This is a genomic window from Thermorudis peleae (assembly GCF_000744775.1).
Classification (GTDB): Bacteria; Chloroflexota; Chloroflexia; order Thermomicrobiales; family Thermomicrobiaceae; genus Thermorudis; species Thermorudis peleae.
The window spans coordinates 418,204-431,448 of record NZ_JQMP01000003.1 but is presented as its reverse complement, the minus strand read 5'-3'; the positions used below and the strand labels follow the sequence as shown (position 1 = coordinate 431,448).

Annotated in this window: 12 protein-coding genes; 3 read left to right on the top strand and 9 right to left on the bottom strand. The window is 60.0% G+C overall.

Annotated features, from left to right (window positions below):
- Positions 1-14: 14 nt before the first annotated feature.
- Positions 15-809, top strand: a complete 795-nt coding sequence (locus N675_RS04955; protein ID WP_038038342.1) for an LLM class flavin-dependent oxidoreductase — start codon at positions 15-17, stop codon at positions 807-809.
- 9 nt (positions 810-818) lie between these two features.
- On the opposite strand, the gene N675_RS04950 is transcribed toward N675_RS04955, so the two are convergent.
- Genes N675_RS04950 through N675_RS04940 form a run of 3 tightly spaced genes read right to left on the bottom strand, consistent with a single transcriptional unit; the run spans position 819 to position 3,648 of the window.
- Entirely contained in the window at positions 819-1,253 is a 435-nt protein-coding gene (locus tag N675_RS04950; protein ID WP_038038341.1) for a hypothetical protein, read from the bottom strand.
- Positions 1,254-1,267: 14 nt separating this feature from the next.
- On the bottom strand, positions 1,268-1,816 hold the full coding sequence (locus N675_RS04945; RefSeq protein WP_038038340.1) for a VOC family protein: 549 nt from the start codon (positions 1,814-1,816) through the stop codon (positions 1,268-1,270).
- 29 nt (positions 1,817-1,845) lie between these two features.
- A complete protein-coding gene (locus tag N675_RS04940; RefSeq protein ID WP_038038339.1) occupies positions 1,846-3,648 on the bottom strand; it encodes a glycosyl hydrolase in 1,803 nt (600 codons plus the stop codon).
- A 143-nt stretch (positions 3,649-3,791) separates the two neighbouring features.
- On the opposite strand from N675_RS04940, the gene N675_RS04935 reads away from it, so the two are divergent.
- Positions 3,792-4,439, top strand: a complete 648-nt coding sequence (locus tag N675_RS04935) for a cyclase family protein (RefSeq protein WP_038038338.1) — start codon at positions 3,792-3,794, stop codon at positions 4,437-4,439.
- On the opposite strand, the gene N675_RS04930 is transcribed toward N675_RS04935, so the two are convergent.
- On the bottom strand, positions 4,436-5,314 hold the full coding sequence (locus tag N675_RS04930) for an HAD family hydrolase (protein WP_038038337.1): 879 nt from the start codon (positions 5,312-5,314) through the stop codon (positions 4,436-4,438). The two genes, N675_RS04935 and N675_RS04930, sit on opposite strands and share 4 nt — an antisense overlap.
- Positions 5,315-5,435: 121 nt before the next feature.
- On the opposite strand from N675_RS04930, the gene N675_RS04925 reads away from it, so the two are divergent.
- Positions 5,436-6,248 (top strand): fumarylacetoacetate hydrolase family protein, encoded by an 813-nt coding sequence (locus tag N675_RS04925; RefSeq protein ID WP_038038335.1) that lies wholly within the window; start codon positions 5,436-5,438, stop codon positions 6,246-6,248.
- Here the strand turns inward: N675_RS04925 and N675_RS04920 are convergent.
- The 5 genes from N675_RS04920 to fdh form a co-directional block, all read right to left on the bottom strand.
- The gene (locus N675_RS04920; protein ID WP_051914196.1) at positions 6,245-7,111 is read right to left on the bottom strand and encodes an ABC transporter permease; all 867 of its coding nucleotides are present in this window, start codon (positions 7,109-7,111) and stop codon (positions 6,245-6,247) included. The two genes, N675_RS04925 and N675_RS04920, sit on opposite strands and share 4 nt — an antisense overlap.
- A gap of 17 nt (positions 7,112-7,128) precedes the next feature.
- The gene (locus N675_RS04915) at positions 7,129-8,103 is read right to left on the bottom strand and encodes a daunorubicin resistance protein DrrA family ABC transporter ATP-binding protein (protein ID WP_038038334.1); all 975 of its coding nucleotides are present in this window, start codon (positions 8,101-8,103) and stop codon (positions 7,129-7,131) included.
- A gap of 103 nt (positions 8,104-8,206) precedes the next feature.
- Positions 8,207-9,229, bottom strand: coding sequence for an NrfD/PsrC family molybdoenzyme membrane anchor subunit (gene nrfD / locus N675_RS04910; protein ID WP_231577936.1), 1,023 nt, complete (start codon positions 9,227-9,229; stop codon positions 8,207-8,209).
- 10 nt (positions 9,230-9,239) lie between these two features.
- On the bottom strand, positions 9,240-10,076 hold the full coding sequence (locus N675_RS04905; RefSeq protein ID WP_051914194.1) for a 4Fe-4S dicluster domain-containing protein: 837 nt from the start codon (positions 10,074-10,076) through the stop codon (positions 9,240-9,242).
- Between the two features lie 14 nt (positions 10,077-10,090).
- Positions 10,091-13,234, bottom strand: coding sequence for a formate dehydrogenase (gene fdh, locus N675_RS04900; RefSeq protein WP_156100819.1), 3,144 nt, complete (start codon positions 13,232-13,234; stop codon positions 10,091-10,093).
- Positions 13,235-13,245: the final 11 nt, after the last annotated feature.

Sequence of the window (13,245 nt, the reverse complement as noted above, 5' to 3'; positions counted from 1 at the left end):
CGAGGGAGGACAGGATGGGTGCACGAGGATTCGGCATTGCCGCAGTGTTGCCTCGGACAGTGATTGAGGCTGCAGCGGCGGCGGCTGAGCAACGCGGCTATCGGACGTTTTGGGTCAATGACACACCCGAGGGAGATGGGTTGGTTGCACTGGCCTACGCTGCGGGAGTAACGCAGCACATTGGGTTAGGGGTTGGGGTCTTGCCACTCTCGCGGCGGACACCGCAACAGATCATCGAGCACGTGCGCACGCTGGGCTTGCCGCTCGAGCGCCTGCGTCTCGGAATTGGGAGCGGGTCAGCGCGGTCAGTCGAGCTAGTCCGCAAGGGGCTTACGGAACTGCGGACCGCACTTCCGGCAGAACTGGTGGTGGCGGCACTTGGGCCGCGTATGTGCCGGCTGGCTGGCGAGGCGGCTGACGCGGTGTTGTTGAACTGGCTTACGCCAGCCCACGCGCGGCAATCAATGCAGTGGGTCCATGAGGCAGCGGCGGCTGCTGGACGGCCAGCACCACTCGGGTATGCCTATGTGCGGGTAGCACTTGGCCCTGAAGGACAAGCGCGGCTGGCTCGTGAGGCAGCAACCTATGAAGCGATTCCGAGTTACGCCGCGCACTTCGCACGGATGGGCGTGCGCGCGATCGAGACGGCGGTCGCGGGAGAGACGGCTGAAGCCGTGCAGCGTGGGCTTGCGGAATGGGATGAGATACTCGACGAAGTCGTCGTGCGAGCAATCCCAGCCACGAATGAGATCGACGCGGTGCTGGCGGTACTTGAGGCAGCGGCACCGGCACCAAAGCTCACGGCGTAAGGCTACAGGCTATGCTTTGCGCAGCTGGTTGAGACGATCGAGCATTGCTCGGTCGTGCTCAACCAGGCGTTCGATGAGGTCCTCGACACTCTGCTCACCGTGCTGCTCGTGAATGCCCTCGCGCTCCCAGTCACGCATTGAGAGGTTCATGAGCAAGGTCAAGGTTTCGCCACGTTCACGGCCGAACACCTCTGCGAGCGCCTCAAGGCTCTGTGCTGCCTCCTCGGGCGTTACTCCAGCGTCGCGTTGACGGAGGTAGGGCGTGTTTTCATGCACCATCTTGATGACATGCGCGCGGACACGCCGCTCCTCGGCCAGAGCATCAGCGAGCACCGCACCGATGGTCGCCGCGTTAGCGCTCTCCTGTTGCCCGGTAACGAGGGATTTGACCTGCTTGGGTGTCTCAGCAAGCAAGTCGATGAGTTCGTGCAGCGGATCGGTCACTGTCAGCCATCCTTTTACTGTCCTGGTCCAGTCTCACTGGTTGCCAGGTGCCACATGACACCAAATGGGTCGCGGAAGAGGAATGAGTGTGGTAGATCCTCGGCTACAGCATAGCCGCGGACAAGGACTTCTCCTCGAATATCAAGCAGGGTTTCAGGTGCAACGCGCAGACTGATGTGACTGAGGCGAGGTTCGACGAAGACCGCGCCACGGCCGGCAAACTCCAGCAAGAGCGAGAGCGGACCATTGCGTAGCAAGACATAATCAGGCAGCACCCCTTGGCGAATGCCAGCGTCCCAGTCAAAGTCGGCGGGCAAGAACGTCCAGCCGTCGTCAGTGCGATGCGCGCGATAGAGGACGTCCATGCCGAAGAGGCCTTGATAGAAGGCTTCCGCCTTGCGGATATCGGCAACGCGGATGCAGATATATTGGATAGCCTCGATGTCGACCTGGCGCTGGGCAGGCAACAAGGGAGTACTCGACGGTACTGGCAGGTGAAACGGCAGTAGTTCGCTGCTCCGGGGGACGGAGACTGCCACGCGCGATTCGGTCTGCTCTGCCATGTTCTACATCCTCTCCCGCCTGGCTTCCTTTATCGATACCAGCTTAGCGTACGGAGCACCTGATTCCCAAGCAAGCCAAGCTCGATTTCATTCTCCGTGCCAGCAAACTCGGGATGATACTCAAGCCGTGCCCGTTCGAAATATTGCACGGTATAGACCTTACCATCAGCGGGATTCATTTCCTGGAGTTCACCGCTGATTGGCAGGCCAAAGATCGCTAACCCGCCGTGCGCATCCCAATATTTCAAGAAGGGGCCCTGGACATACTGGCCAGTCTCGGGGAAGTAGCGACGGTTGGGATCAGGAGGAAGATTGGGGTCGGGGGCAGGCTGGCGTGGGAAGACGCGACCTTGGAGGGCATAGCGGCCGAGGAAACCAAGTTGGACTTCCCACGGTGTACCACGGAACTCCGGCCAGTATTCGAACCGTGCACGCTCAAAATACTGAACAGCACGGCCAGCAACAAAGAAAACTTCAGTTTTGGGATACCCGAACTGGGCGAGCCCGCCGTGCTGTTGCCAGTACTGGAGGAAAGGCCCACGCACCGTATGGCCAGTCTCAGGGAAATAACGAACATCTGGTCCTGGGTTCGTGGGTGGTGGAACTGGCGCCGTTGGTACCGCAGAGGGATTGGCCAGGGATTGGTAGACGAAGTAGGCAACTTTGCGTGGCCAGGGGGTTGCTTCACGGGCGTAATGCAGCATTGAATCACGCAGATGGACGAGACCCCAGTGCGCCTCCTGGTCGCCTTCGCCAAAATCTTCGTATTTGAACCAGAAGACATGGGCGACATAGGGCCATTGGTGGAGGCCAGTGTAGACGTCACGCAAGAAATTGGCTTGAGCAAGCTCACTGGGTGTGGGATCCATGATCTTGATGTCGTTCCAGTAAGGAGCATCGGCTGGCATGCCCACTTCAGTGACCCAGATTGGTGAAGCATCACCGTATTGTTGCTGCAGATTATGCAGTTGCTGAACAGCTGCGAGCACGGAGGCGGCGCTGAAGTTGGCGAGGCTGTAGGGATGGATGGCGATTGCGTCCCACGGGTTGTGGCCGTGCTGCGCACGGAACGACTGGACTGCCGGCGATTGGACAACGGCCTGAAACCATGTGAGGTAGCCGGTCGGGTCCTCTTGCTCGACAAGCATGCCGCCAAGAACGAGCTGGACCGTTGGATGAGCAGGCTTAACGGTTTGGTAGAGATCGACCATAAGCTGGCCATAGATGACCGGATCAACAGCTTTGGTCGCTCCAGCAGTCTCTTGATGAAGGATGAGGTTCGCATTCGGCTCATTGATGATTTCATAGGCCGAGATCGCATCGCCGGCATGATCAACGATCTCTTTGGCACGACTGACAAAGGCGCGAGTATAAGCGTTGCGGCCACTAGTGTCGGGGGCGTCGTTAATATGGAAGAAGTGATAGGACGGGTCGACGTCGGCAAGCATGCCGGAACTGAGGAGAGCAAGGAGACGGAATCCATATTTCGGGGCAAGCTGGTTGACAAGCGGATCGTACTTGGCCCAATCAATCCATCCTGAACCCTGTGGCTGATCGTACTCTGCGTGAAACTCAAAACGTATCCAGCGGGCGCCGACATCAGCCACACCAGCGAGCATGGTATCAACAAAGGTCCAGTTGACCTGGAGAGGATAGCGCTCGGGGTCAGTATTGAATTCATACCAGGGGTCACGGATGACCATGCCGTAGAAATCGCGTGGATCAGCTGTCGTACTTGTGGCAGCGCGACTTGGCACGGGTAACGGTAAGGCAGAGACGAGGGCGAGCAGGATGCTAAGCGCGATTCGCCACCACACTCTTCGGTTGGGCATTCCCACCCCTTCCCAGGCCCAATCCCCGCTCAGGAGTGGGTTCTATCACAGATCGGGCACGGGTGGAAAGCAGCAAGCGGGCCACGAAGGCAATGCTGCGCGGAAGACGGAAGCAGCGAGAAAGAGCCAAGGATGAGGAGAAGATGATGGTAACGTTCGAGCTTTCGCATGAGATTTGGGAAGGCATGACGATCTTTCCAGGGGATCCTGAACCACGGTTTTCACCGCATCCGCTGCCACCACCGTGGCGTGTGACTGCATTGCATCTTGGCACGCATACGGGCACGCACGTTGATGCGCCGGCGCACGTTTTCCCGAACGGCAAAACCATCGACGAATACCCGGTGGATCGCTTTCTTGGCACTGGATATGTGCTCGACGTCACCGGGCTTGCCGAGGCAACGCCGATTACAGCAGCGCACATCCTGCCGCAACTGGAGGGATTCCATCCTGGCTGGTTCGCCCTGGTGCGGACTGGATGGGACGTCTACTGGGGCACTGAGCGCTACCTGCACCATCCCTATCTGGCAGAGGACGCCGTAGCTGCGCTTGTTGACGCTGGCGCATCGCTCGTTGGGATCGATGCACTGAACGTTGACGCAACACAGAGCGGGACAAGCGCGACACACGAGCGCCTGCTTGGAGCTGATGTGCTCATTGTCGAGAACCTCCGCGGGTTAGCAGCACTGGAAGCTCAACAGCCCTATCGCTGCGCATTCCTGCCACTACGACTGCGCGGTCTGGACGGTGCACCAATTCGAGCAGTCGCCTGGCGTGATACTGCGCCTTAGCGTTCGGCCGTCGGGTAGAGTACTGGTGGCTGGCGGGGTTCAAGGATAAAACGCTCAATTGCTTCAGCGACGCCGTTAGGGGCGGAGACGACGAGTTTGGCCTGCTCTCGGACATGTGACGGGGCATGCCCCATGGCAATGCCGAGACCAGCGGCAGCAATGAGTGGCAAATCGTTGTCGCCATCACCAACGGCGAGGACATGTTCCAGGGTGAGGCCGTGCTGACGGGCAAGCGCAGCGACACCGGCAGCTTTGCTTACACCCGGCATGTGGACGTTTGCAACGGTCGCCGGGAGGTTGGCATCGGTTACTAAGGCGCCGGAATAGACGCTGAAGCCATCAGCGCGTAGCGCGTGAAGGAGTGGCAGCAGACGATCGTTCCAGCCAAAGAGATCGATTGTATAGACATCGGGGAGAGCAAGCAGTTCGTCTGCCGAGAGTCGTTCGATGCGACCACTGCGAAAGGCCGAGATGATGTCAGGCTGGGGCCAGGCATCATCAGGCTGGGTTGTAATGACGACGGGCTCGCCCGTTTCTGGCCCACGGATGAGCACGAGGCCGATGCGCCGTTCAAGCGCCTCGTGCACGACGCGCTCCAGGTTGGCACGGTCAAATGGGGTCATGGATACTGGGGTATCCCGTGCGGTATCCCAGACGAGCGCGCCATTCTGGACGACAACCGGTACGATTGCACCCAACTGGTCAACAACAGGGAGCGTTGAACGGAGACGGCGGCCAGTTGCAAGAACAAGGAGCACACCACGATCGCGCGCAGCGGCGAGGGCCTTGTGCACGCGTGGCGGGATCGTGCCGTCTGGCCCGAGTAACGTCCCATCGATATCGAGTGCAATGAGTTGATACATCGTCCAGTCCATTCAGATACCTACCCTCGCCTTAACCATACGCAATTGGTGGCCAAGACGCATGGTCGTCTCTCGACACGGATATGGCCAGTGCCGTAGGATGCGGCAGCGGAGATAGGAGGGGAGAGCGCGGATGGAACTAACACGGCACGCGACACCAAGCGGCCCACGTTGGGCACGTGACGGGCGGTACTTACCAGCGCACTTCACACTCAGGTTGCTCACGGAGCTTTCGGCGTCTGAGGCACATACGCTCCTCGCAGCGCTTCCGACCTCTGAGCAGGCAACAGATCCGTTGCTTGCGCCGATTGAGCCCGATATGGAGGTCTGGGCAGCAGGGGTGACCTATCTCCGGAGCCGCGACGCCCGGATGGCAGAGGCACGAGTGAAGACGATCTATGACCTTGTCTACGAAGCAGAGCGGCCAGAACTGTTCTTCAAATCGCTTGGGTGGCGTGTTGCTGGCCCACAGGCACCGATTCATGTCCGAAAGGACAGCAACTGGAACGTGCCAGAACCGGAACTGGCCGTCTACTTCTGTGCGGATGGGTCGTTGCTCGGCTACACCGTTGGGGATGACGTATCTTCGCGCGATATTGAGGGTGAAAACCCGCTCTACTTGCCACAAGCAAAGATCTATAACGGGGCTGCAGCACTTGGACCGGCGATCCGCATTGTGACGGCAGAACGGTTGACAACACTTGGCGTGACGATGGCGATTACCCGCGGTGCAACAGTGGTCTTTCAGGGTGAAACGCAGACGGCGCTAATGAAGCGGACACCGGACGACTTGGTCCGCTGGCTGCTGAAGGAACTGCAGTTTCCGACTGGCGGTGTGCTGATGACCGGTACTGGCATCGTGCCGCCAGATGACTTCTCGCTTCTACCTGGCGACAGGGTGCGGATTGAGATTGACGGGCTCGTGCTAGAAAACCCGGTCGTTTAGTCCTGCTTGGCAAAAAGCCAGGACGCCACACCGATCAGGACGCAACCGAGGGCAAAGACCAGTGCGATATCGACTAGGGGAGAGAGCGAACGCCCAAACAGGGTGAGCCCTAATTGGGCGACGACGTACTCGGGAGCGCCACTGCCCTCGAGAACGATCTTGCGAACAGCATCAATGCCATAGCTCACGGGATCGATGCGCGTGAGGACAGTGAGCCAGGACGGTAAATTGCTTAGGGGATAGAGAGCGCCGGAGAGGAAGAGCAGCGGTGTCATTAAGAAATTCATGATGAGGCCGAAGCCTTCGGTGCTGCGCATTCGGGCAGCGATCACCAAGCCAACGCTACTCAAGGCGAAGGCAAGCACGAACAGCGCTGGGATCAACGCGAGGGCGCTCGTGAGCGTCAACTTGACTCCGATGATCGGCGCAAGGACAAGCATGAGCAGGCCCTGAATCATGGCGGTGGTGCTGCCGCCGAGGGCCTTGCCGACGATGATCGACCAGCGGGGAATGGGGGCAACCAGGAGTTCTTTGAGAAAGCCGAATTCCCGATCCCAAACAATTGAGACCGCGCTGAAGATCGACGAGAACAACACGGACATCCCGATGATGCCAGGATAAAGGAATTGGATGTAGTCAGGCCCACCTTGCGCTCCACCAAGCCGACCGATCCATGGTGAAAGCCCTGCGCCGAAGACGACGAGGAAGAGGAGGGGTTGAGCAAGGCTGCCGACAATTCGGGTGCGATCGCGCCAAAAGCGCAAGAGGTCGCGCTGCCAGAGGGTGAATGCGCCGATCGCTGCACGGACAAGAGGACTGGGCAGAACTGGAGAAACTGGACGCGCGGTAGTTGTGGTAGTCATCGACAACTCCTTGGCAATCAGCGACGACCACGCCGGACACGCTCGCGCATCCGGTCAAGGTCACTCACCTCTTCGTCACGGATTTGCCGCCCCGTCAGTGCGACAAAGACGTCATCAAGGGTCGGGCGGTGGAGGCTGACAGCTTGAATCGGCACCGTGAGGTGCTGGATGAGTTGTGGGATGAGTGATGCGCCTTGCGCAGCCTCGACACGTACCGTTCCATCGACAATGGATGGATTCAGGCCGAAGCGTTCGCGCAACTCGGCAGCCGCCCGCGTATTATCGGCGGTCGTTAGCGTGACAATGTCCTTGCCAACCTGTGACTTGAGCCGGTCAGGGGTATCAAGGGCAATGATCTGGCCGTGGTCGATGATCGCAACGCGGTCACAGCGCTCGGCCTCGTCGAGGTAGTGCGTGGTCAGGAAGAGCGTCACGCCAGTTTCCGCGCGGAGTTGCTCGAGGTAGCTCCAGATACCGCGACGAGTCTGGGGATCGAGCCCAAGGGTCGGCTCATCGAGAAAGAGGACGTGGGGTTGATGAAGCAAGCCTCGGGCGATTTCGAGCCGGCGCTTCATGCCACCCGAGAAGGTGCGGACAGGGCTGCGGCGTCGCTCCCAGAGATCGACAAGTTTGAGGAGTTGTTCAGCACGCGGACGCCACACGGTGCTGGGGAGGCCATACACACGGGCATGCAGCGCCAAATTTTCCTCGGCGGTCAGCTGAGTATCGAGGCTCGGATCCTGGAAGATGACGCCGATGGCACGCCGGACGGCATCGGGCTCACGCGAGACTTCATGGCCGCCGACCCACGCTCGGCCGGCAGTTGGACGCAAGAGCGTGCAGAGGATGCTGATCGTGGTGGTTTTCCCAGCGCCATTTGGGCCAAGAAAGCCAAAGAACTCGCCTTCACCGACGGTAAACGAGACGTCGTTAACGGCGAGCACTGAGCCGTACCGCTTGACTAGTCCTTGCACAACGATGCTTTCAGCCATTGTCCCCCGCGGTATTGCGCACGCGACCGCAAACCGTGCAAGCAAGCATACATGATTACAAAGATGAAGGCAACTGTTTTGGCTGATTCTTTCCATTCATCTCTCAGGGGCGACTTCCGCGGCGGTTGAAGACGAAGGTGGCTTCGGGGTCATCAGCGGAGGCGTGACCGGCAAAGAGGATGAGGATGCGGAGGGCGAAGCCGCTGGCAAGGACGAAGAGCGTCGCGATGTGCCGTAGGGCTTCAGGCAAGCGCCCGCGGCGCTGGCCGACAAGCAGGTGCACGGAGATAGGGAGTGCAAGGCCAGCGCTGAGCAAGGCGTTGCGGACGCGGCCGAGCCGGCCAGTGCGAAGCGGGCGCGCAATGACTGGTCCACTCTGCTGCTCGAGCGCTACCAGCAAGATTAGTTCGCTGACCAACGCGACCCGTTCAAGGCGCTCCAGCCGATGGATCAGGGGCAGGGACGCTGGTCCGAGCCGACGAAGGAGCACGGAAAGGGCGGCACACGCATTCGAAAGGGCGGAACAGAGAAAAAGCGGACCGAGCAAGAGCGCATTTTTGGCCCAGAGCGGCACCGCCGTTGCCCCAAGCAAGACGCCAGTGTAGCCGCTGAGGAAGAACGAGGGGCCGACACTGAGTGCAGCAATCGCACGGTCAGGCAAGCGACGTCCAAGGGCAGCCAGCGGCGTGCGCTGGCCGAGCATGCCATCGTCGGCCGCCTGGCGGAACGCATTGAGGGTGGCTGTTGCACTCGCAGCGATGAGCCCCCAGACACCGAGCGACATCGGGGAGCGGAACTTGACAACACGGAGCATGTGATGGAAGCGCTCGGGGCGTCCAAGGTCATAAATAAGGAGGAAGGGGGCAGGGAGAATAGCGATAAAGGAGAGGTAGCGCGCGAGCCGCACGAGCGGCCGTGCTTCGCGGCCGCCGAAGAGCCGTGCGAAGGACGCAATCACCCCACTCGCGCCAGCCAAACCACCGAGGAAGAAGTAGAGCGCAACTGACCACCGCCAGTGAGCCTTATGGATTGGTGGAACACCGTAGTAGCTGGTTGCAGCAGCTTCGCCAACAGAGCGGGCCCGCCGATGTTCCCAGCGTCGTACGCCAGTGTCGACCGTCATCATCTGCTGCTCCTCATTTCACACCGCGCAAAGCACGCCAGGCCGCTAGGCCGAGGGCAAGCGCCGCAGCTGCCGTGCTGAGGAACGCAGGAAGGACACGGCGCTGAGGCAACTCTGGCTGCGCAGGCAGGTTATAGACCTCGGGCGGTGCGGTCAGGATGAAAAAGGCGTTCAGGCCTTCAATGCCGCCAGTGCCACCGACAGCGCGATCGCCGTAGATATAGGCGCTTGTCACGCCTTGCTGGTGTAACTCTTCCACACGCTTGCGCGCACGCTCCATGAGCTGCGGCACGGGACCGAACTGAATCGCGTCCGTTGGACAGGCCTTGGCACAGGCTGGTTCGAGACCATCTTTGAGCCGGTCATAGCAGAGCGTGCACTTGTGCGCTTTCCGGTCGGTGAGACTCAACTCGGGCACACCGAAGGGACAAGCGGGCACACAATAGCCACAGCCGTTGCAGATGTCCTGTTGAATCACAACCGTATCGAACTCGGTGCGGATAATCGCACCAGTTGGGCAGGCTTCCATGCAGCCAGCGTAAACACAGTGCTTGCAGACATCGCTGAGCATGAGCCAGTTACTCTGGAAGGGCTGCAATTTCACGGGGCGGCGACCAGTGTGGTCGTCGATCCGCTCGATGAATGCGACGTGGCGCCAGGTTGTCGCACCGAGATCGCCGGTGTTGTCGTAGCTCATCCCGGTGAAACCGAAGTTGTCCATGGGCAGCTGATTCCACTGTTTACAGGCAACCTCACAGGCTTTGCAGCCGATACAAAGGGTGGTGTCGGTGAGGAAGCCCATAGCGCCTGGCCGAGCACCAGTTGTGCCGACGCGGAGATCTGCCGCCATCACGCACTCCTACCCTATGAGGACAATCGTCCTTTGCGCACCGCACACGTAAAGGCTTTGGCTTCGTGGATTAAGGAATTCGGATCCTCAATCAGCGCACTGAGATCGTTGGCAATCCCGCCGGTTGCGAGGCCGCCAAAGCCGAAGTGCCAGGGGATACCGATCACGTGCACGGTTTTGCCGTTGATTGTCAACGGTTGCATGCGCGAGGTGACGAGGGCACGGAGCTCGATTTCACCACGCGCGGTACTTACAACGACCCAATCACCGTTCTTGATGTCGAGCTCTGCGGCCAATTCAGGACTTATTTCGACGAATCCGGCGGGCTGTAATTCAGCAAGCCAGGGCACCCAACGGCTCATGCCACCAGCGGTGTGATGCTCGGTTAAGCGATAGGTTGTGATGACATAGGGATAGCGCGGGTCGCCGATGTCGTGATAGCGATTCTCTGGCCGAGCGAAGACAGGCGCGACAGGGCTGCGTGGCTGGGAGGGATAGAGCAGATTGGGAACTGGCGTTTCCCACGGTTCGTAGTGCGTCGGCAACGGGCCATCCATCAGGCCAGTCGGAGCGAAGAGCCAGCCGACACCATCCGGCATCATGATAAAGGGAGCATCGCCGGGCAGGGCATCAAGGCCTTTTGCGCCAGGCAGGGGCTGATAGTCGGGCGGTTTGGTCACAGGAAAGTCTGGGACGTCGTATCCCGTCCACTGTTGTTTTTCCGGGTCCCACCAGACCCACTTCTTGCGCTCGCTCCAGGGGCGACCTTGGGGATCAGCCGAAGCCCGGTTGTAGAGGATGCGTCGGTTGGCTGGCCAGGAGAAGCCCCATTCGAGCGAAGCACGATCATCGCCCTTGCGCCGGCGTGAGAGCAAGCGGCCTTCTTCCGGCATGATGCCGGAATAGATCCAGCAGCCACAGGCGGTTGAGCCGTCGTCGCGCAGAGCAGTGTATCCAGGAACAAGCTTGCCATCAGCGACGGTGTAGCCGTTGATCTCGCGATTGATGGCAATGGGATCGGGCTCATGATGTGGGCCGATGGTTGGATACTCCCACGTGAGGGCTGCGATTTGGCGACCTGCCGGGCTCTCATCGCCGGCATAGAGCTCCTTGAGCCGCTTGCCGAGCCAGTAGACAAACCAGAGTTCAGAGCGGGCATCACCAGGAGGATCGACGGCTTTCTCGTGGAACTGAACAAGGCGTTGGGTGTTGGTGTAGCTGCCGGCTTTCTCTGCGGCAACCGCTGCTGGCAGGAGGAAGACTTCGGTCTTGATCTGGTCTGGGCGCAGTTCACCCCGCTTGACCTCAGGCGCGTCATACCAGAAGGCGGCCGTCTCAATCTCGTGAATGTCGCGGACGACAAGCCAGTCGAGGTTTGCCAGTGCACGACGAGCCAGGACAGCATTCTGCCCACCGACAGCTGGGTTCATCCCCATACAGAAGAGGCCCTTGATGACACCATCACGCATAAGCGGGATCATGGCCTCGAAGGAGTAGTCGCCGCCAATCTTGGGTAAGAGGTCATACGCGAAGTCGTTTTCGGGCTTGGCTGCGTCGCCGTACCACGCTTTGAGCAGGGAGACCAGATACTTGGGCATGTCGTACCACTGGCCAGTCTGCGGACGTTCACTGCGCAGGTAGTCTGCAAGCGTGGCGTAGCCTGGTAGGGCACGAGGCATCTTCAAGTAGCCCGGCAACAGATCGTAGAGCGTTGGAATATCGGTCGAGCCTTGAATCGTTGCGTGCCCACGTAGCGCAAGAATCCCACCGCCGGGGCGGCCGATGTTGCCGAGCAGCAACTGGAGCAGGGCACAGCAACTGATAATCTGCGTCCCGATAGTATGTTGCGTCCAGGCGACAGCGTAGCAAAAGGCCGTGGTACGGTCGCGACCAGAATTGGCGAGGATGGTTTCGGCAATGGTACGGAAGACATCCTGTGGCACACCACAGGCTTGTTCGACTAACTCGGGGGTGTAACGGGCAAAGTGCTTGCGGACGAGCTGGAACGCGCAGAAGGGATGTTGGAGCGTTGGATCGCGCTCCGGCTCGACGCGCGGGCGCGCTGGCTCTTCAGAAGTCTCAGATTGCGCCTCGCTGTCTTGTGGCGCCTGGTAATCGTGATGGTCGCTGTGAGAGACACCAGGCAACGTGGCACGTGCAGCGGTGGTGTACTGCCAGGTAGAGGGATCATAGCGCCGCGCGTGGGGGTCGTAGCCGCTGAAGAGGCCAGCGAGGTCCTCCGTGTCTTTGAAGTCGGGGCGAATAATCGCTGCGGCGTTAGTATAGTGGACAAGGTAGTCATGGAAGAACGAATCAGCCTGCCAGCGCGGGTGGTTGATGACGTAGTTGATGAGCGCGCCGAGGAAGACGAGGTCACTGCCGGGCCGGATGGCAACGTAGTAGTCGGCCAAGGCCGAGGTGCGGGAAAAGCGCGGGTCGATGTGGATAACCGTCGCACCCCGGGTTTTGGCTTTGAGGACAAAACGGAAGCCAACCGGGTGATTCTCGGCCATGTTCGAGCCCATGATCACGATGCAGTCGCTGTCAGCAAGGCTCTGCTGCATTGTGGTCGCACCGCCACGACCGAGCCGGGCGCCCAGACCGGGCACCGTGCTCGAGTGTCATATACGGGCCTGGTTTTCGACGGCGACGATGCCGAGCCCACCGGTGAAGAGCTTCTTGATCAGGTAATTCTCCTCGTTATCGAGCGTCGCACCGCCCAGATGTGCAATGCCTAACGTGCGGTTGACAACCATACCGTTCGCGTCGGTATGCTCGTAGGTCGCGTCGCGGGTCTGCTTGACCAGCTGGGCAATCCGCTCCATTGCCCATTCCAGCGGCCGCTCTTCCCAATGGTCGCTATAGGGAGCGCGGTACTTCACAGTCGTGACGCGATAGGGGCTGTTCATGAGCTGGAAGGTTGCGGCTCCCTTGGGGCAGAGCGTGCCGCCATTGATCGGGCTCTCGTAGTTGCCTTCGATGTCAATGACGCGGCCTTCTTTGGTGTAGACGAGCTGCGAGCAGCCGACAGCACAGTAGGGACACACGCTGATTGTTACTTTTGCGCCGCGGATACGAGCATGGGCCTCACGGGTTGTGCGGCTGACCGGGTTCGGGACACGGCCGACATGCGCCCGGAGCGTCTCGACGATACCCATGTTGTCTGCCT